Raw genomic sequence first — 22,279 nt, 5'->3', positions numbered from 1 at the left:
CGGGTCGATTTTCAGCCAAATCGGCGTCACGCAGACACGTTCGAACACGCTCCGTACAGGCTTTGCGCACCGGCCGGCGGCGCGCAGTCCGGGAGGCGAGGCACGCCCCCCGGACCGGTCCGCCACCCGCGGGGATGTAGGCGGCGGTGTCCCCCAGCCCACTGGATCCAGTACAGCGGGCCGACCCACGCAGCATCCATGGAACCGCTCCCCCGATGGCCGGAGAAGAGCGCACGGGCGGGCGCACGGCCACACAACGGGAGCACGTGGCAACAGACCGTGCAGGCTCCGCACTTCAGTACGGACCACAATCCCGCCATCCGGAACAATGCCTCTTAACGCATGGGATCCGGCGAACTACGCTGTGTTTACGAATGCCGCATGGTTATGCCAGCGCGGCAGCCGTCTGTGTCGAGGGGTGGCGCATGTCCAGGGAGCAACGCGGGCCGAACGAAAAGCTCGGCGCCGTTCTCGCCCTCGCGGGAATCAGCAACGCAGGACTCGCCCGGCGCGTCAACGACCTTGGCGCCCAGCGCGGGTTGACCCTGCGCTACGACAAGACGTCGGTGGCGCGCTGGGTGTCGAAGGGCATGGTGCCGCAGGGTGCGGCGCCGCACCTCATCGCCGCCGCCATCGGCCAGAAGCTCGGCCGTCCGGTGCCGCTCCACGAGATCGGCCTGGCGGACGCGGATCCCGCCCCCGAAGTGGGCCTCGCCTTCCCCCGGGACGTCGGCCAGGCGGTCAGATCCGCCACCGAGTTGTACCGGCTCGACCTCGCCGGCCGCCGGTCCGGCGCCGGCGGCATCTGGCAGTCGCTGGCCGGATCGTTCGCGGTGAGCGCATATGCAACGCCGGCCTCACGATGGCTGATAACCCCGGCCGACAGCTCGGTGGCACGTGACGCGAGCCCGGCCGAGGGCTCCGGCGCACCGCTCAAAGTCGGCCACAGTGATGTGCAGAAGCTGCGGGAGGCCGCCGAGGACGCCCGGCGCTGGGACTCCAAGTACGGAGGCGGCGACTGGCGTTCCTCGATGGTCCCCGAGTGCTTACGCGTCGAGGCGGCCCCGCTGCTCCTCGGTTCGTACTCCGACGAGGTCGGCCGCGCCCTGTTCGGCGCCTCGGCCGAGCTGACCCGCCTGGCCGGCTGGATGGCCTTCGACACCGGCCAGCAGGAGGCGGCCCAGCGGTACTACATCCAGGCCCTGCGCCTGGCCCGCGCGGCGGCCGACGTGCCCCTGGGCGGCTACGTACTCGCCTCCATGTCCCTCCAGGCGACCTACCGCGGCTTCGGCGACGAGGGCGTGGACCTCGCGCAGGCCGCGCTCGAACGCAACCGCGGCCTGGCCACGGCCCGCACCATGAGCTTCTTCCGCCTGGTCGAGGCCCGCGCCCACGCGCGCGCGAGTGACGCGCCGGCGGCCGGTGCTGCCCTGAAGGCCGCCGAGAGCTGGCTGGAGCGCGCCCGCCCCGGCGACAGCGACCCGACGTGGCTGGGTTTCTACTCCTACGACCGGTTCGCAGCCGACGCGGCCGAGTGCTACCGCGACCTGAAGGCACCACGCCAGGTCCGCCGCTTCACCGAGCAGGCACTGTCGAAGCCGACGGAGGAGTTCGTACGCTCGCACGGCCTCAGGCTCGTCGTCTCTGCGGTGGCCGAGCTGGAGTCGGGCAATCTGGACGCGGCCTGCGAGCAGGGCGTGCGGGCGGTCGAGGTGGCCGGCCGCATCTCCTCGGCCCGCACCACCGAGTACGTCAAGGACCTCCTCCACCGCCTGGAGCCCTACGGCGACGAGCCCCGCGTGGTGGAGCTGCGCGAGCGCGCCCGGCCGCTGCTGATGACCACGGCCTGATCCGTCACCGCCTCCCGGGTTTGAAGGCATTGTCAGTGGCGCAGTGCACTATCGAAGCCGGGAGGTGGGCCGGAGATGGAACGAGTGCGGACCGGGACCGCGCACGGCAGCGCGCACGGCGGCGGCGCGCACAGCGTCGCGTACGACTGCGACGTGCTGGTGATCGGTGGCGGAATCGTCGGCCTGTCGACGGCGTACGCGATCACGCGCGCCGCGCCGGGCACCCGGGTGACGGTGCTGGAGAAGGAGCCGGGACCGGCCCGGCACCAGACGGGCCGCAACAGCGGCGTCATCCACAGCGGCGTCTACTACCGCCCGGGCTCGCTGAAGGCCCGCTACGCGGTGCGGGGCGCGGCGGAGATGGTCAAGTTCTGCGCCGAGTACGGCATCGCCCACGCCGTCACCGGCAAGCTGATCGTCGCCACCGACCGCGCCGAGCTGCCCCGGCTGCACGCCCTCGTGCAGCGCGGCCGGGAGAACGGCATCCCGGTGCGCGAGCTGGGCGCCGCCCAGATCCCGGAGTACGAGCCCGAGGTGCGCGGCCTCGCCGCCATACACGTCGGCACCACCGGCGTCTGCGACTACGTCGCGGTGGCCCGGCAACTGGCCCGGGCATCGGGCGCGGAGATCCGCTACGGCGCCGAGGTACGGCACATCGACCGGCGCCCGGACCACGGAGTCGCCGTCCGCACCCGCTCCGGGAACGTGATCCGCGCCCGGGTCATGGTCAACTGCGCCGGGCTGCACTGCGACGGAATCGCCCGCATGACGGGGGACGACCCCGGGATGCGGATCGTCCCCTTCCGGGGCGAGTACTACGAGCTGGCGCGGCCGGAGCTGGTGCGGGGACTGGTGTATCCGGTGCCGGACCCGGCGTTCCCCTTCCTCGGCGTGCATCTGACCCGGGGGATCGACGGGGGCGTGCACGTCGGCCCCAACGCGGTGCCGGCGCTGGCCCGGGAGGGGTACGGCTGGGGCGTGGTGCACCCCCGTGAGCTGGGCGGGACGCTGACCTGGCCGGGCTCGTGGCGGATAGCCCGGCGGCACTGGAGGTACGGGGCGGGCGAGCTGCGACGGTCGCTGTCCAAGGGGGCCTTCACCGCCGCCGTACGCCGACTGCTGCCCGGGGTGACGGAGGGGGACCTGGTGGCGGCGCCGGCGGGGGTGCGGGCGCAGGCGGTGCTGGCGGACGGGACGCTGGTGGACGACTTCCTGATCCGTGAGGGGGCGTGCGCGGTACATGTCCTGAACGCGCCTTCGCCCGCGGCGACGGCGGCGCTGCCGATCGGGCGGGAGGTGGGGCGGAGGGCGTTGGGGATGCTGGGGACTGCCGCCGCCTGACCGGTTGCCGGGGGTGAGGGCGGGCCCGGGGCTGGACGCGGGCCCGGGGGTGGGCTGCGCGGGCCGGTGCTGGCCGGGTGCCGCTGCGCCCACCCGTGCCGCCCAGCGGCACGACTGCCCGCAGCTGGGGGGCCGCAGCTGGGGGGGGCCGCAGCTGGGGAGGGTCCGCAGCTCCGGAGGGCGGGCGGGGGGCCGTAAAATTGAGGCATTGTGTCTGACTTCCATCGTGCTCCCGAAGCCGCCCAGCCCGCCGCGCCGCACACCGGTGACCCCGTTCGGCATACCCGTGCCAAGGGTGAGCCCCGGTTCCCCGACGGGCCGAAGGCCGATCCCGCCGGGTCGCACTTCGAGCGGCGGATCCGGAGTTTCCAGCCCCGGCGCAGCAGGGTGACCGCCGGGCAGGCGGACGCGCTGCAGCGGCTGTGGTCCGTGTGGGGTCTGGACATCGACGGGCAGCGGGTCATCGACCTCGGCGAGCTGTTCGGCAACGCCCGTCCCGTCGTCCTGGAGATCGGTTTCGGCATGGGCGAGGCCACCGCCCGGATGGCCGCCGCCGACCGGGACACCAACATCCTCGCCGTGGACGTCCACACCCCCGGCCAGGGCAACCTGCTCGGACTCGCGGAACAGGACGGCCTGCCCAACATCCGGGTGGCCAACGGCGACGCGATCATCCTTCTCCGCGAGATGCTCACTCCCGACTCCCTCGCCGGACTGCGCGTCTACTTCCCCGACCCCTGGCCCAAGAAGCGGCATCACAAACGCCGTCTGATCCAGCCCGAGTTCCTGGACCTGGCCGCGACCCGGCTCGCGCCGGGGGCGGTCGTGCACTGTGCCACCGACTGGGAGCCGTACGCGGAGCAGATGCTCGAGGTCCTCACCGCGCACCCCGACTTCGATAACACCGTGGCGGACGGCGGTTTCGCGCCGCGTCCCGCCCACCGGCCGCTGACCCGTTTCGAGGGCCAGGGACTGGACAAGGGTCATGTGGTGAACGACCTGCTCTTCCGCCGCGTACAGCACAAGGAGCAGCCCCCCACCGGTTAGGGTCCATGCCGTGGCCATCAGTCCTCCGTACACGACGCGTCCGCATACGTGTCCGCACTGGTGGCAGCGCCGCTGGGTCCGTCACGGCGCACTGGTCGCGCTGCTCGCGCTGGCCGGTCTGGTGATCCTGGCCCTGGTGCGCGAACAGACCGGTACGCGGGGCTTCCTGGTGGGGCTCGGGCTCGCGGTGCTGCCCGTGCCGCTGCTCATGGCCGCGTTCCGCTGGCTGGACCGGGTCGAGCCGGGGCCCTGGCGGAACCTGCTGTTCTGCTTCGCCTGGGGCGCCTGCGCGGCGGCGCTGATGGCGATCGTCGCGAACAGCTTCGCGACGAGATGGATAGCGACGACGACCGCCGACCCGGCCGCCGCCGACACCCTGGGCGCCACGGTCATAGCCCCGGTCGTCGAGGAGTCGGCCAAGGCCGCCGCCGTCCTGCTGGTCTTCCTCTTCCGCAGGCGCCACTTCACCGGCATCGTCGACGGCGTGGTCGTCGCCGGTGTCACCGCCACCGGTTTCGCCTTCACCGAGAACATCCTCTACCTGGGCAACGCCTTCGGCACCGACCAGCTCACCGGCGACAGCGGACTCGCGTCCGTCACCGCGGCGACCTTCTTCGTCCGTATCGTCATGTCGCCGTTCGCCCACCCGCTCTTCACCGTGCTCACCGGCATCGGCTTCGGCATCGCCGCGCTCTCCGCGGGCCGTCACCGCCTGCGCCGCGCCCTGCTCCCCCTGTGCGGCCTGCTCCTCGCGATGGGCACGCACGCGCTGTGGAACGCTTCGGCCTCGTTCGGCGAGTACGGCTTCCTCACCGTGTACGCGACGTTCATGGTGCCCTCCTTCGGCCTGCTGACCTGGCTGGCGATCTGGTCCCGGCAGCGCGAACTGGGCACCGTACGGGCCGAACTGCCCGTGTACGTCATGGCCGGCTGGCTGGCGCCGGCCGAGCCGCACGCGCTCGGCTCGATGCGCGCCCGCCGCATCGCCCGGCAGCACGCGCACCGGCACGCCGGGAAGGATGCGGCGCGGGCGGTGGCGCAGTACGAGGCGTACGCGACCTCACTGGCGTTCCTGCGGCAGCGCGGACGCCGGGGCGAGGCGGGCGCCGACTTCGCCGTACGGGAGCGGGAACTGCTGGACGCCCTGTGGCACCGGCGCGACGTGACGCGCCCGGCCCTGGACTACGCGTCCCGGGCCACCGCGCCGCCCGCACCGGTGCCCGTACCGCCCTGGGGCCATCCGTACCGGCCGTACAGCGCGTACGTCCCCCACCGGCGGCCGTGACGGTCGCGACCGGGCTCAGGCCGACGCCTGTGTCAGCCTTCCGACCTCGTCCTCCGTCAGGTTCAGCTCCGCCACCCCCAGCAGCGCCGGCAGCTGCTCCACCGTGCGCGCGGACGCGATCGGCGCGGTCACCGTGGGCTGCGCGGCCAGCCAGGCCAGGGCGACGGTGGCCACGGGGGCGTCGTGCGCCTCGGCGATCTCGTCCAGGGCCGCGAGGACCCGCCGGCCGCGCTCGGTCTCCAGGTGCTTCGCGGCACCGCCGGCCCGCGGGCTGTCGACCGTCGTACCGCTGCGGTACTTGCCGGTGAGGAAGCCGGACGCGAGGGAGTAGTACGGCACGGCGGCCAGGCCCGCCCGCTCCGCGAGGTCGCGCGGTTCGCCCTCGTAGGTGTCGCGCGAGACCAGGTTGTAGTGGGGCTGGAGGGCCACGTACCGGGCGAGGCCCTCGCGGTCGGAGAAGGCGAGGGAGGCCTCGAGCCGCTCGGCGGAGATGTTGGAGGCGGCGATGTGCCGGACCTTGCCCGCCTGCACCAGTTCGTCGAGCGCGCCGATGATCTCCTCCACCGGCACCTCGGGCTTGTCGAAGTGGGTGTAGTAGAGGTCGATGTGGTCGGTGCCCAGGCGGCGCAGCGAGGCGTCGGCGGCGGCCTTGATGTTCGCGGCGCTCAGGCCCGGGTACTCGGGGTGCTGGCTGACCTTGGTGGCGAGGACGACGTCGCCGCGGTTGCCGCGGGAGGCGAGCCACTCGCCGATGACGGTCTCGGACTCGCCGCCGCTGTTGCCGTCGACCCACGCGGAGTAGGAGTCGGCGGTGTCGAGGAAGTTGCCGCCGGCCGCCGTGTAGGCGTCCAGGACGGCGAAGGAGGCGTCCTGGTCGGCGGTCCAGCCGAAGACGTTGCCGCCGAGGGCGAGGGGGAAGACCTTCAGGTCGGAGGAGCCGAGGTTGCGCAGAGAAGTCATGTCCTGCGTCAACGTGCGCGGCGGACCCGGTGATTCCGGGAACGGCGCAAAGAACGCGCAAACCGGCAGCCCTGACGTCGGGGGGTCGCCGTCAGGACCGCCGGGGATCAGAGGCGGCGGGCTGTGATCAGAGGGGGAGGCGGGGGCGGGCGGCGCGCGAGGCGGGACTCAGGGGGTGAGGCCCTTGCTCTGCAGCCACGCCATCGGGTCGATGCCGCCGCCGTCGCTGGTGTGGACCTCCATGTGGAGGTGGGCGCCGGTGACGTTGCCGGTGGCGCCGACGCGGCCGATGACGTCACCGGTGGTGACCTTCTGGCCGACGCTGACGTTGATGGAGGACTGGTGGGCGTACCAGATCTCGGTGCCGTCGTCGAGGGTGAGCACGGTCTTGTAGCCGTACGACCCTTCGTAGCCGGCCGACGTGATGGTGCCGCTGTGGACCGCCTTGAGCAGGGTGCCCGTGGGGGCGGCGAAGTCGAGGCCCGTGTGGTAGCCGGAGGACCAGTAGGCGCCGGCCTGGCCGAAGCTGGAGGAGATCGTGTACGAGGAGGTCGGCAGCGTGAACTGCCTGGCCAGCTTCGCGAGCCGCTCGGCCTCGGCCTTCTTCGCGGCCTCTTCCTCCGCCTTCTTCTTGGCGGCGGCGGCCTTGGCCTCGGCCTCCTTCTCCGCCTTGGCGGCGGCTTCCGCGGCCTTCTTCTCGGCGGCGGCGGCGGCTTCGGCGGCGGCCTTGGCCTCGACCTGGGCCTGCTGCTGCTCGGCCTGCGCCATGATCCGGGCCCGCAGCGTCTCACCGGCGTCGGCGGCGCTCTGCGTGGAGGTGTCGGCGGCGACCGTGCCGATGCCGCTGAGCGGGGTGGCGGAGCCCTCGGGCTCCGGCTCCTCCTCGTCGGAGATGAGCGAGCCGACGTTCGGCAGGTCCGGCATGGAGATCGACACCGGCGGCTTGCCGGTCTGCGCGCTGGCCATGCCGCCCGCGCCGACGGCGGCTATGACACCGACGCCGAGGACGGTGGAGCTGCGGGCGAGTCCGCCGCGCTGCTTGGCGACGCGGTGCTTGCCCCGCACGGGACGGATGGACTCCGCGGTGGGATTCCATTCCTCCCAGGGGCCCTCTTCGGCACGGTAGCCGTCGTAGCCGAAGGTGTCGGTGTCGTGCTGGTTCGGCACGAACGGGGCCTCGGGGGCAGGCCTGTTGGACGCCACGTGGGCGTACTCCTTTCCTTCCTTTTCGCCTACCGGGTTAGCTGACGGGTTCGGAGGAGGAAGGTCTCCTACGCGCGTATATCGCCGTGTCTCCACGGCGTCATACGCCCGATTCACCCCAATGTGGTGGTTCCCCGGTTCCCTTGCGGGATTCGGCGCGTGCGCACGGAGCCGCCTTCTGTGACGGCTGGGACGACCGCGCTGCGTTATCGAACGTTAATAGACGCGAGGCTCGGAATCCAAGCGGTTCCTCTTGATCATTAACGAATCCGGCCGGGACGTACGCCTCACGACCGGTTAAACCCGGGCGAGTTGACCCGGCTTCGGTATTCCCTTTCACGCCACGATTTTCTGACGTTGTGTCAGCTGTTATGCGGAGGGGGGTCGGTCCGTCACGGCAGGTGATGTCGATCAAGGTCGCCGTACGGCGAGCAGCGCCATGTCGTCCGCCATGCCGCCCCCGGAATGCCGGCGCACGTCGTCGGCGAGGGTGCCGAGGAGCTCCTCCGGATGACGGAAGACGCGGCCGGCCAGCCGGGCGTGCGGATCGTAGAACTCGCCCCGGCCGTCGCGGGCTTCCGACACCCCGTCGGTGTACAGCAACAGCGTGGCTCCGCCGGGGAACGGCGCCTCCTCCGCGCGGTCGGGCCACACGCCCAGTTCGCCCATGCCGAGCGGCAGCGCCGCCTCCTGGGCGGCCAGCGGGCGCAGGGTGCCGTCGGCGTACAGCAGCAGGGGCGGCGGATGACCGCGGTTGACGATGCGGACGACGCCGTCGCCGTGCGGGAGTTCGGCCAGTACGGCGGTGGTGAACCCCTCGAACGCGTCCAGTCCGTCCCGCCGGGTGCCCTCGCGGGCCAGCGCCCGCTCCAGTCGCTGCGCCACGGCCTCCAGGGTCGCCTCCTGCTCGGCGGCCTCCCGGAAGGCGCCGATCACGACGGCGACGGCGGCCACCGCACCCATGCCCTTGCCGCGCACGTCCCCCACGATGAGCCGGATGCCACGCGCGCCGTCCTGCACCGCGTACAGGTCGCCGCCGATGAAGGCGTCGGCCTGCGCGGCCTCGTAGCAGGCGGCGATCTCGAACCCGCCGATCCGCTCGGCCGGTTCGGGCAGCACGGCCCGCTGGGCGGCCTCGGCGATCTCGCGGACGGAGACGAGCCGCTCGCCGGTGCGGCGGACGAAGGCGTTGACGAGGACGGCGAGCACGGCGACCGTCGCGATGGTGATCAGCTCGGTGAGGGAGTCGACGAAGTGGATGACGCCCATGCTCACTTGCAGTCCGACGACGGCGGCGACCACGGCGACACCGGTGAGCACCGTGCCGCGCCGTGAGTAGACCGGGGCGGCGACCAGGGGTGCGGCCGTGTAGAGGGGACCGGCGGTGAAGTACCTCGGGGTGAAGAGGTCGTACAGGACGGCGACGACGATCAGCAGCACGGGGAGTATGCGCACGAAGGTCCGCCCGTGCGAGGAGCGCCACCGCCGCACCGGGCCCGCGATCGATGGACCGGCGGCCGGCGGCCCTGGCTGCGGACGGTCGCCGAGGCCCGGGTCGGGCACGGGGTCGCCGGGGAGCCGGCCGCCGGCCCTGGCGTACGCTCCCTCGCCGTCGTCCACGTCACCTGGCCGCACCACCACTCGTCTCCCGCCACCCCGCACGTACGCGCCGCTTGCCGGTCCCGCCCTCCAGATTCCCGGGAGCGGGGGCGAGGGGCGAGCGGTGAGGGCCGGACGGGTGAGGGTGACAGCGGGCAGGACGCCAACGCGACCCCAAACACACCGAAGGCCGGAACCCTTAAGGATTCCGGCCTTCGGCCTTGAGTAGCGGGGACAGGATTTGAACCTGCGACCTCTGGGTTATGAGCCCAGCGAGCTACCGAGCTGCTCCACCCCGCGCCGTTGTGTCTTTACTGTACCCCACACCGGAGGTGGAATGCACATCCGTATCTCCCCGCCCCTCCCGCTACCTCTCCAGATGGCGGTTCGGCGCCTTCGCCCGCTCCTCGTACTCCGGCAGTACGACGGCCACGGCGCCCTCCGCGGCGAGCACCCCGCTGCCGTCGGCGCCCGGCACGAAGGTGTCCGGCTCCCGCCAGGCCGTGACCACGCGGCGCACCCCGGCGTCGAGGATCAGCCGCGCGCAGGGCGCGGGCCGGGAGGCGCGGCGGGCGCACGGCTCGAGGCTGCTGTACACGGTGGCGGCCGGGAGTCGCGGATCGACCGGGTCGACCTTGGCCAGCGCGGCCTCCTCGGCGTGCACGACGGGGTCGTCCCCCTCCCGCGAGTGCCCGCGCGCCAGCTCGGTCCCGTCGGCGGCGACCACGACCGCCCCCACGCTGAACGCCGTCCGTGACGGCGAGCACAGCTCCGCCAGCTCGCAGGCGAGCGCCAGCCAGTGCCGGTCGGCGGCGGACACGCGGTCGCCGGTGCCGGGAGCCGTCGGCCTGTACCTCATCAGCACGACGTCCTCTATACGCCGTGACTCCACCAGCCGCAGCCGCCCGCCCTGGTAGCCACCGGGCCCGAACAGCCGGGGAGCGCCCGGGTCCCCCACGAGGACCGGGGCGAGGACGAGCTGCAGTTCGTCGGCGAGTTCCTGCCGCAACAGCCGGCCGTGGACGGTCCCGCCGCCCTCGACCATGAGCCGCCGCACCCCTCGCCGGTCGTGCAGGTACTCCAGAGCTGCCCGCCAGTCGAGGGCCGGGCCGAGGGACACGACGTCGGCGGCGATCCCCAGCGCGCGGGCCCGCCGGGCGCCGTCGTCCGTGGTGAGGAGTACCTTCTCCCCTCCCGTGTGCCAGAACCGCGCCGCCGGGTCCAGCTCACCGCTGCCGCTGACCGTGACCTTGATCGGGTACTCCGCCCGCCCTTCCGCCACCCGTTCGGCCCGCCGCTCGGCGGAGTTCACCAGCAGCCGCGGATTGTCGGCCCGGATCGTGCCGGCCCCGACGAGGATCGCGTCGACGGACGCCCGCACCTCGTCGACCCGGTCGAAGTCGGCCGGCGAGGAGAGCAGCAGCCGTTCGGGGCCGGTGTCGTCCAGGTAGCCGTCGAGGGAGACGGCGGCGGAGAGGAGGACGTACGGGAGGGGCATCAGGCACTCCGGTGGGACGAGCGGCGGGTTCCGGCGGGGCAACCCTAGGCCCGGGACGGCGCACGACCGGCAGGTCCTGGCGGAGCTTCCAGTGCCGCCACTAGGGCGAGCCGTGGTCGACCTCGTCGTCCGCCCCGGGCAGGCGGCGCCCCCGGGACTCCGCGACCCGCAGTACGTCGGCGAGGCACTCGGTCAGCCGGATCGCCGTGTAGCGGACCTCGGCGTTCGGGGACAGGGGGTCGGCCAGCAGCCGGCGGGCGCAGCGGAGGACGTCCAGCCCTTCGGCGAGCTGCCGGGCCTCCGTCTCGTCGGCGAGACGGGACACGATCCCGCCTCCGTCGCCGGGGGCGAGGAAGCAGGGCTTGCCCTCCGCCGACAGCCAGGGGAGCAGCCGCAGCGCGGTGTACGCCTCCATCACGCGGCCGACTTCCGCGCGCCGACGACGTGCTGGTCGAGGTCGATGCCGAAGTCGACGGCGAGCACGAGGGCGAGGCGGCGGTGCCACCGTAGGTCCTGCTCCCGTTCATGGGCGGCGAGGTAGGGGCGGACGAGACGGGAGGCGGTGCCGTCGAGGGGGAGGTGACGGCAGTACGGGGAGTGGTGGCGGGGGAGGCGTGCGTGGGCGGCGCCGGCCAGGGGACGGGGGCGCGGGACGCTGCCCGCGCGGTGGGTTCCGGTGCCCGGGCCCAGGAGAAGGCCCAGCCAATGGGTGATGCGGTGGATAAGGTTGACCATGTTGACGCTCCTACTCAGCGTTGACCATGCCCCGGGGCCCTGCCAGGCCGCCGGGGTCTTTGATATCGGCGACGATACCCGCAACCGCGTCCCTCCGCACCCCTCCCCGTACCACCGCGTCCCGACGCGGCAGGCCGCGTTCTGCTTCTGCGCGCTGCGTAGGGGCGCACCATCGTGGAGAGATGACTGAGCTACCGCGCTACGAGTACGTGAAGCTCGCGGACGCCATCGCCGCCGAGATCGCGTCCGGCAAGCTTCAACAGGGAGCGGCGTTGCCTGGCGAGCGGGCCATGACAGGGCTCTACGGCGTGAGCATCGGCACCGTGCGGCGTGCGATCGTCGAACTGCGGAATCGAGGCCTCGTCGCGACGCTGCCCGCGAAGGGCACATATGTCGTCGGGCAACCCGGTACATCCGAAAACGAGGACGGGACCGCCGACTGACGGAGCCGGCGAAGACTGATCCGGTCCGTCAAACGGCCGGACCGGCAACTCGGAGCGGAGCGGTCGGAGGCCGCTGGTGCAAGACTGGGCCGTATGGACGTACGAGCCAGGAACCACGTGACGGTGACGGGCCGGGCTGACGGACCGGTGGTGATGCTGGCCCACGGGTTCGGATGCGACCAGAACATGTGGCGCCTGGTGGTGCCCACACTGGAGCCTGATTTCCGGGTGGTCCTCTTCGACCACGTGGGAGCGGGACGCTCGGATCCGGCGGCCTGGGACGAGCGGCGCTACGCCGGCCTCGACGGCTACGCGGAGGACGTGCTGCAGATCTGCCGTGAGCTGGCGCTGGGCCCGGTGGTCTTCGTGGGGCACTCGGTGAGCGCGATGATGGGCGTGCTGGCCGCCGCGCGGGAGCCGGAGCGCTTCGCCGGCCTGGTCCTGCTGACCCCCTCGCCCTGCTACATCGACGACCCGGCCACCGGTTACCGGGGCGGCTTCAGCCCCGAGGACATCGACGAACTGCTGGAGTCACTGGAGGCGAACTACCTGGGGTGGTCGGCGGCCATGGCTCCCGTGATCATGGGCAACCCCGAGCGGCCTGAGCTGGGACAGGAGCTGACCAACAGCTTCTGCCGCACCGACCCGGAGATGGCCCGCGTCTTCGCCCGGGCCACGTTCCTGTCCGACAACCGCGGCGACCTCGACGCGGTCACGGTCCCCACCCTGGTCGCGCAGTGCTCCAGCGACGCGATCGCCCCACCCGAGGTGGGAGCCTTCGTACACGCCCGGATCGGGGGCAGCGAGCTGGTCACCCTGCCCGCCACGGGACACTGCCCGCAGCTGAGCGCCCCCGAGGCGACCGCCGCGGCCATCGCCTCCTTCGCCGCCGGAACCACCCGGTGATGTGCGGGACCGACGACGGACGTCATCACGAGAGGGGCGCGGGCGACGACGCGGACGGCGAGCAGGCGTCGTTCTCCGCGCTGCTGGAGGACAGCGTCGAGGACCTGTACGAGAACGCGCCCTGCGGATATCTGTCCACGATGCCGGACGGACGGATCGCCAAGGTCAACAGGACTCTGCTGGACTGGCTCGGTTACCGACGCGACGACCTGGTCGGACACATGCGCTTCTCCGACCTGCTCACCGTGGGCGGCAAGCTCTACCACGAGACCCACTTCGCACCGCTGCTGTCCATGCAGGGCGAGGTCAGCGGCATCGCGCTGGAACTGAAGGCCGCCGACGGCTCCCGTCTGCCGGTCCTGGTGACCTCTGCCGTCAAGACCGGCGGCGACGGGCGGCCGCTGCTGATCCGCACCACCGTCGTGGACGCGCGCGACCGGCGCGCCTACGAGACCGAGCTGCTGCGCGCCCGGCAGGAAGCAGACCGCGAACGCGACCGCCTGAGAACCCTGGCGACCACGCTGCAGCGGACCCTGCTGCCCCCGGCCCTGGACGACGTGCCCGGTCTGGAAGTCGCCGCCCACTACCACGTCGCCTCCGCCGACGAGGTCGGCGGCGACTTCTACGACCTGTTCCCCCTGACCCACGGCTCCTGGGGCCTGTTCCTCGGTGATGTGTGCGGCAAGGGGGCCGCCGCCGCCGCAATCACCTCCCTGGCCCGCTACACCTTGCGCGCCGCCGCCGTCTACGACCCCCGTCCCGCCGTCGTGCTCGGCAACCTCAACACCGTCCTGAACCACGAGTACAACGGCGACGACCCACGGTTCTGCACCGTGATCTTCGGGCTGCTCGCCCCCGCCGGCGACGAGGGCGACTTCCACCTCACCCTGGCCAGCGGTGGGCATCCGCCGGCCGTCCTCCTGCGTGCCGACGGCACCGCCGACTACCTGCCCACCCCCGGTGGCCAGCTCATCGGCGTCCTGCCGGACGCCCAGATCGCCACCACCACCATCCGCCTGACCGCCGGCGACACCCTGCTGCTCCACACCGACGGCCTCACCGAAGCCCACACCGCTCAGGCCGGCGTCCGCTACGGCGACGAAGCGCTCCTCGACTTCACGCGGTCACTGGCCCCCACCACCGCCTCGGGCCTGATCCAGGCGCTGAGCAACCTGCTCGACAGCCTCGGCGCCGGCGTGGACGACGACACCGCCCTCCTGGCCATCAACGTTCCCCGACCCTCCGGGCAGGAGCAGCGGTGACCCCCCGTCCCTGACCATCCGCGCCGGCACCGGCCGGCCCGCGGAGGCGTTCGCCGAAGCGGCCCGCGAGGTGACGCGCGAGGTGACGCGGGACATGACGCTGGGGAATCCGCGGACGGCGCTGACCGCCTGACGCACCCACAGACGAGCCGCCGGTCGCGCCGGCGCCGACGCCATGGCAGGAGACCCGGCCCCTCCGCTCGCGTCTCACGCGCCGCAGCGCCCGAACGCCGCAGCGCCCCGCCCGGCGGAGGCCGGTCGAGGCGCTGCGCGGCAGGTCAGAGGTCTTGCGCCTCGGCTGCCACCGGTAGGCCCTGTGGGACTCGAACCCACAACCAATGGATTAAAAGTCCACTGCTCTGCCAATTGAGCTAAGGGCCCGGGGCGTGTTGCGTGATGTTGCCATACCGAGCATAGCCCGACGCGGCCGGGACGCCGATCGGGTACCGGGGTCCCGGCCACGTCGGGCCGGCGGCGTGGAGTCGTGGGCTACGGGTCCACCGGCTCGGGAGCGTTCGCGCGGGCCGCCGTGCGGGCGCGGGTGCGCTCGTGGTCGGGGTTGAGGAACCAGTGGCGGGCCGAGGCCAGCCACCAGGTCGCGGCGAAGCCGAGGACGACCAGGACGGCGATCGGCGCGTAGTTGAAGGTCTCCCAGGTGACCGGGGAGACCTGGGGCAGCATGAACAGGACCGTGATGACGCCGACCCACGTCACCGCCACCACACCCACCACCTGCGACCAGCGGCCCAGATGCCACGGCCCGCGTTCGAAGGCGGCGCCCTTGCGGACGCGGAGCAGGGTCGGGATGACGTACGCGATGTAGAGGCCGATGACGGCGATGGACGTCACCGCCGCGTACGCCGTGACGTTGATCAGGTAGGGCAGGCCGAGGACCAGTGCGGACAGCGCGGCCAGCCAGACCGCCGCGACCGGCGTGCGGGTGCGCGGGTTCACCGAGTGCCAGACGCGGGAGTAGGGGAGCGCGCCGTCGCGGGAAAAGGCGTAGATCATGCGGCTGTTTGCCGTCACCGAAGCCATCCCGCAGAACAACTGCGCCCCGATGACGACGAGGAGGAGCAGCTTGCCCGCGGTGGCGCCCAGCGCGTCGAGCAGGATCTGGGCGGGTGGCGCGCCGGTCGGGGACGTCAGGGCACCCTCGTAGGACTGGATGGCGAAGGTGAAGCCCAGGAGCAGGACGAAGCCGGCGATCCAGGAGGTCCAGATGGAGCGGACGATGCCCTTGGGGCCGGCCGTGGAGGCGTCGTGCGTCTCCTCCGTCATGTGGGCGGAGGCGTCGTAGCCGGTGAAGGTGTACTGGGCCATCAGAAGGCCGATGAGGACCACGTACACGCCGCTGCCCCAGCCGGTGTTGTTGACGAACTCGCCGAACACGAAGGACGCCGACTGGTGCTGGTCGGGGGCGAGGGTCAGCGCGCCGACGACGACGGCGACGCCGACGACGTGCCACCAGACGCTGATGCTGTTGAGGAGACCGACGATGCGGACGCCGAAGGTGTTCAGCAGGCCGTGGAGGACGAGGATCGCGGCGAAGAGGAGGATCGTGCGGCCGGGGGTCACCTCGAAGTCGAACTGGAGGTTCAGGTAGGCGCCCAGGAAAGACGCCGCGCCGAAGTCGATGCCGGCGGTCACCGCGACCTGGCCCAGCACGTTGAACCAGCCCGTGAACCACGCCCAGGCCGCCGCCGTACGGGGCGGCGCGAGGCGGTGCGCCCAGAAGTACAGGCCCGCCGACGTCGGGTACGCCGAGCAGATCTCGGCCATCGCCAGGCCGACGAAGAGGGTCATCAGGCCGACCGCGACCCAGCCCCATGTGATCACGGCGGGGCCGCCCGTGTTCATGCCGAACAGGTAGAGGGTCATGCAGCCGGAGAGGACCGAGATGATGGTGAAGGAGACCGCGTAGTTGGAGAACGCCGACATGCGGCGGGCCAGAACCTGGGTGTAGCCGAGCTGGGCCAGCCGTTCCTCGTCAGACAGCCCACTTGCCTTGGCGTCATCTGTCATGCCCCCAGCAATGCCCGTGCGGGGAACGTGACATGCGTCACTCGGTGGCGCAAAGTGATTCGGAAAGCGGAGCGCCGTGGCCTCCACCCGTTGGGGCGGAGGCCACGGCGCTCTGTGCAGGCGTTCAGCCGTTCAGCCGTTCAGCCGTTCAGACGTCAGCCGTCAGCCGTTGCGCTTCCAGCGCGGCTTGTCGTCACGGCGGCCGAAGGAGGAACCGCGGTGGTCGTCACGACGGCCCTGCGGACGGTCGTGGCCGCCGGAGCGGAAGCCGGGACGCTCGCCCTGGCGGTCACGGTTGAACGGGCGGTCGCTGCCGGGACGGTCGCCGCCCTGGCGGTCACGGTTGAACGGACGGTCGCTGCCGCGGTGCCCACCGCGGTCACCGCCACGGTCACCACGGTCATCACGGCGGAAGCCACCACGGTCGCCGCCACGGTCACCACGGTCATCACGGCGGAAGCCACCACGGTCGCCGCCACGGTCACCCCGGTCGTCACGACGGAAGCCACCACGGTCACCACCGCGGTCACCCCGGTCATCGCGACGGAAGCCACCACGGTCACCACCACGGTCGTCACGACGGAAGCCACCACGGTCACCACCGCGGTCGCCCCGGTCATCGCGACGGAAGCCACCACGGTCACCACCGCGGTCGTCACGACGGTCGAAGGAACGGCCACCACGGTCGTCACGACGGTCGAACGAACGGCCACCACGGTCACCGCCACGGTCGCCCCGGTCGTCACGACGGAAGCCACCACGGTCACCACCGCGGTCGTCACGACGGTCGAAGGAACGGCCACCACGGTCGCCGCCGCGGTCACCGCGGTCGTACGAACGCTCGCCGCGGTCGGCGAAGCGGTCTCGGCCGTTGCCGCCGCTCCGTTCGGTCTTCTCCACGTCCCGCGCGCCCGGCTGCTCGGGCAGCGAGACCTCGGCCGGCGCCTCGGTCGCGGCGGCGGCCACCTCGGCCAGCGCCGCCTCCGGGTCCTCGCCGCGCTCCCGCGCGACCCTGGCGACCAGCCGGTCGGCCTCCTCGCGCAGCTCGGTCGCGCGCCGCTGGGCCCGCTCCAGCTCCTTGTTGAGCTGGGCGACCTCACGCTCGGCCTGCTGCGCCGCGTTACCCGCGGACTCCGCCTGGACCTCGGTCATCGACCGGGCCCCGGTGATCTCGGCGACCTCCGGCTCGAAGGCCGCGCCGCCCTGGATGATGTGGCGCGTGGCGTCGACGCCCGCGTCCTCCATCAGCCGGAAGATCTGACGCCGCTGGTGCGGCAGGGAGAGGGAGACGACCGTGCCGGTGCGGCCGGCGCGCGCCGTACGGCCCGCGCGGTGCAGGTAGTCCTTGTGGTCACCGGCCGGGTCCACGTTCAGGACCAGGTCGATGCCGTCCACGTGGATACCGCGGGCGGCGACGTCGGTGGCGACCAGGACGTTGACGTACCCGTCCTTGAAGTCGGCCAGCGTGCGCGTACGCGCGCCCTGCGTCATGCCGCCGTGCAGCGCGTCGGCCTTCACACCCGAGTCGCACAGCTGCTCGGCGACGCGGTCGGCGCCCAGCTGGGTGCGGACGAAGATGATGGTGCGGCCCTTGCGGGAGGCGATGGCCGCGGTGACCGGCGCCTTGTCCTTGGGCTTCACGACCAGGATGTGGTGCGACATGGTCGTCACGGCGCCCTGGGCGGCGTCCACCTCGTGGCTGACCGGGTTGTTCAGGTAGCGGTCGACGAGGGTCTTGATCTCGTTCTCCATGGTCGCGGAGAAGAGCATCCGCTGACCGCCCGCCGGCACCTGGTCGAGAAGCTCGGTGACCTCGGGCATGAAGCCCAGGTCGGACATCTGGTCGGCCTCGTCGAGAACGGCGATCTGCACGTTCTCCAGGGAGCAGGCACCGCGCTTGATGATGTCGCGCAGCCGGCCCGGCGTGGCGACCAGGACGTCGACACCGCGCTCCAGGGCGTAGATCTGGTTGCCCATGGAGGTGCCGCCACAGACGACCTTCATCTTCAGGCCGAGGACGTCGCCGTACGGCTGGAGCGCGTCCGCGACCTGCATGGCCAGCTCACGGGTCGGCGTCAGGATGACGGCGCGCGGCTTGTGCTTCTCGGTGCGGCCGCCGGACAGCGTGGCCAGGGCCGGCAGACCGAAGGAGAGGGTCTTGCCGGAGCCGGTGCGGCCCCGGCCGAGGATGTCCTTGCCGGCCAGGGCGTCCGGGATGGTCGCGGCCTGGATCGGGAAGGGGGTGGTCACGCCGTTCTGCGCGAGCTTGCGCACGACGCCCTCGGGCAGTCCGAGACTGGCGAAGGTGACCTCGGGAGCGGTCTCGACGGCCTCGACGGCCTCCGTCCCGGTGTCCTCGACCGTCTCGACGGTGTCGGGGGTGTCGATATCGGTGTCGGCGTTCTCGGGCACGACGACGTGATCAGTACTGATGATGGACATGCGAATGCGAAACCTTCCGGAGTCTCTCGTCGGCACGCGCCCGTCAACTCCGTGAATCGCGATTCGCAATACGACCGCCTCGATGCGGTCCACCACGGCAAAGGAGAGTACGCGCCACACGGCGCGCTCTGCGGTGGCGCCGGGCAAATGGGATCAAACGATCTACCACCATACGCACCCCCCACCCTCGAAGGCAAACCGGACAGCACATGCCCAGGTCAGACAGGCTTTCGGCCATGCCGACGCGGACGCGACCGGCCCCCACAGCGCCAGCCGGCGCGGACGCGGCCGGCCTCCGCAGCGCGCTCGCACCGCACTCGCACTCGCGCGCGTACCGCACCCGTCGGCCCTACACCGGCGCCCCGGCCTCGGGGGCCGGTTCCCGCTGCGCCAGCTGTGTCCCCGGGGGCTCGTGCGCCGACGAGGACGGCTCCGCCTCCGTCGGCTCAGGCGTCGGAGTGGCGGGCGGCTCCGGGGGCGGCGTCGGCTCCGGTTCGGCCGTCCGGGTGGGCTCCGCGGGCGGCGTACGGGTGGGCGCCGGCCCGTCGTCCCCGCCGTTGCCCGGTGTCGTCCCGGTCGGGGCCGCGGGCGGCGTGGCCGAGGCGGAGGCGTCCTTCCCCTTCGCGCCCTCGCCCGCGCCCTCGCTCCCGCCCTTGCCGTCGGCCTTCCTGCCCTTCTCCCCCTTGCCGCGCCCGCGCTTCTCGTCGGCCGCCGCCGCGCCGTGCCCGGCGGTCCCGCCCGACACCGCGGGCCCGCCCCCGGACACCTCGCCGCCCCGCTCCCCGGCGGAGTGCGACGGCTCGACGCCCCCGCCGGACACGCCGTCGCCGACGCTCATGCAGCCGGCGGCAGCGGCGACGGCCACGGCCGTGGCGGCCAGACGGACGGGTACGTACAAGGGGCGCACGGGCGGCCACCTCCGGGGGTCAAGGAGTCACCGTGCCCAACTCCCGTCACCCACAAGAGGACACGCGCCGCGCGCCTCGGACCTTGACCCGACCGCGTCAGCCGTACTCCGGGACACGCAGCGGCGTCATCCGTGACCGCAAGGCGTCGCCCGCGCCCAGAGGACTCACCCGTACCCGAGGGAGTGCAGCCGCGCGTCGTCGATGCCGAAGTGGTGCGCGATCTCGTGAACCACCGTCACCTCGGTCTCCGCCACCACGTCCTCGCGCGACGCGCAGAACCGCAGCGTCGGCCCCCGGTAGATCGTGATCCGGTCCGGCAGCACACCCGCGTACCACTCCCCACGCTCCGTCAGCGGCGTCCCCTCGTACAGCCCGAGCAGCTCGGGATCGTCCGCCGGCGGTTCGTCCTCGACGAACACCGCGACGTTGTCCATCAGCCGCGTCAGCTCCGGCGGGATCCGGTCCAGGGCCTCGGCGACCAGTTCCTCGAACTCCTCGCGCGTCATCTCCAGCACAGGCCCATTGTCGGGTACGACCGTGGAGTACGACACAGCCATGGAGTACGACACAGCCGTCCCGCGGGCGCCTCACCGTGTCCGCGCCGCGCTCCCACCCCGCACGGCAGCCGGAGGCCGCCGCCCGCATACCCGCCCCGGGCCTTGGGCATACGGGACCAATGGCCCGCGTCCACGCCGCAGCCCTGCACGCCCTGGCCGAGGTGATGAAGCCCATCCGCAACGCCCCGCGCGCCCTCATCCACCGCCACCGAAACCGACACCGCCCTCGCCGGCCCTCCACCGCGGTCGGACTCGCCCCCCGGTCGCGCCCCTGGACCCGCGCCGTCGGCCTCGTCGCCGTCGTCCTGCTCGGCGCCTGGCTGGGCCTGCTGGTCGTGGGCGACGTACGCGCCCCCGTCGGCCCCATGAACACGACGATGACCCTGCGCCCGTCGGTCTCCGGCGGCACGAAGATCAACATCTCGCCGCTGGGCGCCCTCCAGCTCGACAGCCACATCGCCCCGGTCCGCCTCGACGTCAACGTCGACCAGCTCGACCCCGACCGCGCCCAGGCCCTCGTCGACCACCCCGAACGCCTCTCCGGACTCCAGGACGAGGTCGCCCAGGACGTCGAACACGGCACGCTCGACCTCGCCGTCCGCTCCTGCGTCGCCGTCGTCACCGGCGCCACCGCCCTCGGCCTCGCCGTCTACCGCCGCCCCCGGCGCGCCCTCGCGGCAGGCGGCCTCGCCCTCACCCTGCTGGTCGCCTCCGGCGGCACCGCCTACGCGACCTGGAACCCGGACTCCGTCCTGGAGCCGAGGTTCTCCGGCCTGCTCTCCTCCGCGCCCTCCCTCGTCGGCGACGCGCGCAGCATCGTGACCGAGTTCGACGTCTACCAGAAGGAGCTGGCCCGCCTGGTCACGAACGTCACCAAGCTCTACGACGTCACCTCCACGCTCCCCGCCTACCAGCCCGACCCGACCACGCTCCGCGTCCTGCACGTGTCGGACATCCACCTGAACCCGGCGAGCTGGAAGATCATCGCCTCACTGGTGGAGCAGTACAAGGTGAACGTGATCGTCGACTCCGGAGACACGATGGACCACGGCACCGCCGCGGAGAACGGCTTCCTCGACCCCATCGAGGACCTCGGAGCCCCCTACGTCTGGGTCCGCGGCAACCACGACTCCCGTGTCACCCAGGAGTACCTGAAGGGCCTGAAGAACGTGCACGTCCTGGACGACGGCCGGGCCCGGACCGTCGCGGGACTGCGTTTCGCCGGCATCGGCGACCCGCAGTTCACCCCCGACCGCTCCAAGCCGGACGGCGCCGAGGCCTCCCAGGAACTGGCCGGTGCCCGCCTGGCCTCCGCCCTGCGCGACCAGAGCGCGGCCGGTACCCCCGTGGACGTCGCCATCGCCCACGAGCCGTCGGCCGCCCGCGAGGTCGACGGCGAGGTGCCGCTGGTGCTGGCCGGTCACGTCCACCGCCAGGACATGGAGGTCATGGAGTACGGCACCCGCCTGCGCATCGAGGGCTCCACCGGCGGCAGCGGCCTGCGCGCGGTCGAGGGCAAGTACCCCGACCCGATCCAGACGTCGATCCTCTACTTCGACCGGGACAGCCGGCGCCTCCAGGCCTGGGACGAGATCAAGCTGGGCGGTCTGGGCCTGACGACGGCGGAGGTCAGCCGCCACCTCCCCAAGGAGAACCAGCCGGGCGCCACCCCGTCCCCCACCGGTACGGGCCCCTCCCCCGGCGGCACGGGCCCGTCTCCCTCGGGCGCGACGACCTCCCCGGGCAGCCGGCCCCCCAGCCCGTCCCCCAGTCGTCCGTAAACCGTTTTGGCGATACCTCCCGCCATCCCATATGCTTCTCACGTCCCCGACGCGCTGAGAAGCGCCCAGGCGGGCCGATAGCCCTCATCGTCTAGCGGCCTAGGACGCCGCCCTTTCAAGGCGGTAGCACGGGTTCGAATCCCGTTGGGGGCACGCAGCACAATGTGCGACACTGTCGTACGAAGCTTGGTCCTGTGGAGCAGTTTGGAGTGCTCGCCACCCTGTCAAGGTGGAGGCCGCGGGTTCAAATCCCGTCAGGACCGCTGAGGTTTCACGTGAAACCTCGCGGCTGGGTAGCTCAGTTGGTACGAGCGATCGCCTGAAAAGCGATAGGTCGCCGGTTCGACCCCGGCCCCAGCCACATTCAACCCCCGTCGAGATCATCGTCGGGGGTTTTGTGTTGCCCGCTGAGCGGGCACGGCGCTGGCGCCGGCACG

The 22,279-nt window shown here is 72.2% G+C and carries 18 protein-coding genes, 5 tRNA genes and 1 riboswitch; of the genes, 11 read left to right on the top strand and 12 right to left on the bottom strand.

Going from position 1 to position 22,279, the window contains the following annotated elements:
* The first annotated feature begins 425 nt into the window (after nucleotides 1-425).
* The 4 genes from ACH4NX_RS35225 to ACH4NX_RS35210 all read left to right on the top strand — a co-directional run bounded on the left by ACH4NX_RS35225 (nucleotide 426) and on the right by ACH4NX_RS35210 (nucleotide 5,523).
* On the top strand, nucleotides 426-1,850 hold the full coding sequence (locus tag ACH4NX_RS35225) for an MFS transporter (protein ID WP_279565919.1): 1,425 nt from the start codon (nucleotides 426-428) through the stop codon (nucleotides 1,848-1,850).
* 75 nt (nucleotides 1,851-1,925) lie between these two features.
* Nucleotides 1,926-3,191 (top strand): L-2-hydroxyglutarate oxidase, encoded by a 1,266-nt coding sequence (gene lhgO, locus ACH4NX_RS35220; protein WP_398130042.1) that lies wholly within the window; start codon nucleotides 1,926-1,928, stop codon nucleotides 3,189-3,191.
* Between the two features lie 210 nt (nucleotides 3,192-3,401).
* Complete coding sequence (gene trmB / locus ACH4NX_RS35215; protein WP_351397951.1) at nucleotides 3,402-4,238, top strand: tRNA (guanosine(46)-N7)-methyltransferase TrmB; 837 nt, start codon at nucleotides 3,402-3,404, stop codon at nucleotides 4,236-4,238.
* 10 nt (nucleotides 4,239-4,248) lie between these two features.
* Nucleotides 4,249-5,523, top strand: a complete 1,275-nt coding sequence (locus ACH4NX_RS35210; RefSeq protein WP_398130043.1) for a PrsW family intramembrane metalloprotease — start codon at nucleotides 4,249-4,251, stop codon at nucleotides 5,521-5,523.
* Nucleotides 5,524-5,538: 15 nt separating this feature from the next.
* On the opposite strand, the gene ACH4NX_RS35205 is transcribed toward ACH4NX_RS35210, so the two are convergent.
* From ACH4NX_RS35205 to ACH4NX_RS35175, 7 genes are all read right to left on the bottom strand, one after another.
* Nucleotides 5,539-6,483 (bottom strand): aldo/keto reductase, encoded by a 945-nt coding sequence (locus ACH4NX_RS35205; protein ID WP_351397955.1) that lies wholly within the window; start codon nucleotides 6,481-6,483, stop codon nucleotides 5,539-5,541.
* A gap of 168 nt (nucleotides 6,484-6,651) precedes the next feature.
* Nucleotides 6,652-7,686, bottom strand: coding sequence for a M23 family metallopeptidase (locus tag ACH4NX_RS35200; RefSeq protein ID WP_351397957.1), 1,035 nt, complete (start codon nucleotides 7,684-7,686; stop codon nucleotides 6,652-6,654).
* An 11-nt stretch (nucleotides 7,687-7,697) separates the two neighbouring features.
* A riboswitch (cyclic di-AMP (ydaO/yuaA leader) is annotated at nucleotides 7,698-7,854 on the bottom strand.
* Nucleotides 7,855-8,097: 243 nt separating this feature from the next.
* Complete coding sequence (locus tag ACH4NX_RS35195) at nucleotides 8,098-9,321, bottom strand: PP2C family protein-serine/threonine phosphatase (RefSeq protein ID WP_351398140.1); 1,224 nt, start codon at nucleotides 9,319-9,321, stop codon at nucleotides 8,098-8,100.
* Between the two features lie 190 nt (nucleotides 9,322-9,511).
* A tRNA-Met gene (locus ACH4NX_RS35190) sits at nucleotides 9,512-9,585 on the bottom strand.
* Nucleotides 9,586-9,652: 67 nt separating this feature from the next.
* Nucleotides 9,653-10,783 carry a dihydrofolate reductase family protein gene (locus tag ACH4NX_RS35185; protein ID WP_398130044.1) on the bottom strand — a complete coding sequence of 377 codons (1,131 nt, stop codon included), beginning with the start codon at nucleotides 10,781-10,783 and terminating at the stop codon, nucleotides 9,653-9,655.
* Nucleotides 10,784-10,883: 100 nt separating this feature from the next.
* Nucleotides 10,884-11,198: a hypothetical protein gene (locus ACH4NX_RS35180; RefSeq protein ID WP_351397961.1), complete on the bottom strand. Its 315-nt coding sequence runs from the start codon at nucleotides 11,196-11,198 to the stop codon at nucleotides 10,884-10,886.
* Nucleotides 11,198-11,518: a hypothetical protein gene (locus tag ACH4NX_RS35175; protein ID WP_351397963.1), complete on the bottom strand. Its 321-nt coding sequence runs from the start codon at nucleotides 11,516-11,518 to the stop codon at nucleotides 11,198-11,200. Before ACH4NX_RS35175 ends, ACH4NX_RS35180 begins: the two co-directional genes overlap by 1 nt.
* A 182-nt stretch (nucleotides 11,519-11,700) precedes the next feature.
* Between ACH4NX_RS35175 and ACH4NX_RS35170 the strand changes: the two genes are divergently transcribed.
* From ACH4NX_RS35170 to ACH4NX_RS35160, 3 genes are all read left to right on the top strand, one after another.
* A complete protein-coding gene (locus ACH4NX_RS35170; protein ID WP_351397965.1) occupies nucleotides 11,701-11,961 on the top strand; it encodes a winged helix-turn-helix domain-containing protein in 261 nt (86 codons plus the stop codon).
* Between the two features lie 93 nt (nucleotides 11,962-12,054).
* Complete coding sequence (locus ACH4NX_RS35165) at nucleotides 12,055-12,867, top strand: alpha/beta hydrolase (RefSeq protein WP_351397967.1); 813 nt, start codon at nucleotides 12,055-12,057, stop codon at nucleotides 12,865-12,867.
* The gene (locus ACH4NX_RS35160; protein ID WP_398130045.1) at nucleotides 12,867-14,129 is read left to right on the top strand and encodes a PP2C family protein-serine/threonine phosphatase; all 1,263 of its coding nucleotides are present in this window, start codon (nucleotides 12,867-12,869) and stop codon (nucleotides 14,127-14,129) included. The genes ACH4NX_RS35165 and ACH4NX_RS35160 overlap by 1 nt, the downstream gene beginning before the upstream one ends.
* 308 nt (nucleotides 14,130-14,437) lie before the next feature.
* On the opposite strand, the gene ACH4NX_RS35155 is transcribed toward ACH4NX_RS35160, so the two are convergent.
* The 5 genes from ACH4NX_RS35155 to ACH4NX_RS35135 form a co-directional block, all read right to left on the bottom strand.
* A tRNA-Lys gene (locus tag ACH4NX_RS35155) sits at nucleotides 14,438-14,510 on the bottom strand.
* 108 nt (nucleotides 14,511-14,618) lie between these two features.
* Complete coding sequence (locus ACH4NX_RS35150; RefSeq protein WP_398130046.1) at nucleotides 14,619-16,154, bottom strand: amino acid permease; 1,536 nt, start codon at nucleotides 16,152-16,154, stop codon at nucleotides 14,619-14,621.
* Nucleotides 16,155-16,316: 162 nt separating this feature from the next.
* Nucleotides 16,317-18,596 carry a DEAD/DEAH box helicase gene (locus tag ACH4NX_RS35145; RefSeq protein ID WP_398130047.1) on the bottom strand — a complete coding sequence of 760 codons (2,280 nt, stop codon included), beginning with the start codon at nucleotides 18,594-18,596 and terminating at the stop codon, nucleotides 16,317-16,319.
* Between the two features lie 349 nt (nucleotides 18,597-18,945).
* The gene (locus tag ACH4NX_RS35140; RefSeq protein ID WP_351397975.1) at nucleotides 18,946-19,503 is read right to left on the bottom strand and encodes a hypothetical protein; all 558 of its coding nucleotides are present in this window, start codon (nucleotides 19,501-19,503) and stop codon (nucleotides 18,946-18,948) included.
* A gap of 165 nt (nucleotides 19,504-19,668) precedes the next feature.
* Nucleotides 19,669-20,019, bottom strand: a complete 351-nt coding sequence (locus ACH4NX_RS35135) for a metallopeptidase family protein (RefSeq protein ID WP_133889865.1) — start codon at nucleotides 20,017-20,019, stop codon at nucleotides 19,669-19,671.
* 161 nt (nucleotides 20,020-20,180) lie between these two features.
* On the opposite strand from ACH4NX_RS35135, the gene ACH4NX_RS35130 reads away from it, so the two are divergent.
* The 4 genes from ACH4NX_RS35130 to ACH4NX_RS35115 all read left to right on the top strand — a co-directional run bounded on the left by ACH4NX_RS35130 (nucleotide 20,181) and on the right by ACH4NX_RS35115 (nucleotide 22,203).
* A complete protein-coding gene (locus tag ACH4NX_RS35130; protein ID WP_351397978.1) occupies nucleotides 20,181-21,842 on the top strand; it encodes a metallophosphoesterase in 1,662 nt (553 codons plus the stop codon).
* Nucleotides 21,843-21,922: 80 nt separating this feature from the next.
* Nucleotides 21,923-21,995: transfer RNA gene (locus tag ACH4NX_RS35125), tRNA-Glu, on the top strand.
* Between the two features lie 35 nt (nucleotides 21,996-22,030).
* Nucleotides 22,031-22,105 (top strand) — tRNA-Asp (locus ACH4NX_RS35120).
* 24 nt (nucleotides 22,106-22,129) lie between these two features.
* Nucleotides 22,130-22,203 (top strand) — tRNA-Phe (locus tag ACH4NX_RS35115).
* The last annotated feature ends 76 nt before the right edge of the window (nucleotides 22,204-22,279 follow it).

The sequence above is a fragment of the Streptomyces sp. NPDC017225 genome, assembly GCF_044331465.1.
Classification (GTDB): Bacteria; Actinomycetota; Actinomycetes; order Streptomycetales; family Streptomycetaceae; genus Streptomyces.
This window is presented reverse-complemented; position numbering and strand designations above follow the sequence as displayed.

Bases quoted from the DNA above. Each gene is read 5' to 3' on its own strand.
- ACH4NX_RS35225 (WP_279565919.1), top strand. From the start codon at position 426: ATGTCCAGGGAGCAACGCGGGCCGAACGAAAAGCTCGGCGCCGTTCTC.
- lhgO (WP_398130042.1), top strand. From the start codon at position 1,926: ATGGAACGAGTGCGGACCGGGACCGCGCACGGCAGCGCGCACGGCGGC.
- ACH4NX_RS35205 (WP_351397955.1), bottom strand. From the start codon at position 6,483: ATGACTTCTCTGCGCAACCTCGGCTCCTCCGACCTGAAGGTCTTCCCC.
- ACH4NX_RS35185 (WP_398130044.1), bottom strand. From the start codon at position 10,783: ATGCCCCTCCCGTACGTCCTCCTCTCCGCCGCCGTCTCCCTCGACGGC.
- ACH4NX_RS35180 (WP_351397961.1), bottom strand. From the start codon at position 11,198: ATGGAGGCGTACACCGCGCTGCGGCTGCTCCCCTGGCTGTCGGCGGAG.
- ACH4NX_RS35175 (WP_351397963.1), bottom strand. From the start codon at position 11,518: ATGGTCAACCTTATCCACCGCATCACCCATTGGCTGGGCCTTCTCCTG.
- ACH4NX_RS35170 (WP_351397965.1), top strand. From the start codon at position 11,701: ATGACTGAGCTACCGCGCTACGAGTACGTGAAGCTCGCGGACGCCATC.
- ACH4NX_RS35165 (WP_351397967.1), top strand. From the start codon at position 12,055: ATGGACGTACGAGCCAGGAACCACGTGACGGTGACGGGCCGGGCTGAC.
- ACH4NX_RS35160 (WP_398130045.1), top strand. From the start codon at position 12,867: ATGTGCGGGACCGACGACGGACGTCATCACGAGAGGGGCGCGGGCGAC.
- ACH4NX_RS35150 (WP_398130046.1), bottom strand. From the start codon at position 16,154: ATGACAGATGACGCCAAGGCAAGTGGGCTGTCTGACGAGGAACGGCTG.
- ACH4NX_RS35145 (WP_398130047.1), bottom strand. From the start codon at position 18,596: ATGTCCATCATCAGTACTGATCACGTCGTCGTGCCCGAGAACGCCGAC.
- ACH4NX_RS35130 (WP_351397978.1), top strand. From the start codon at position 20,181: ATGGCCCGCGTCCACGCCGCAGCCCTGCACGCCCTGGCCGAGGTGATG.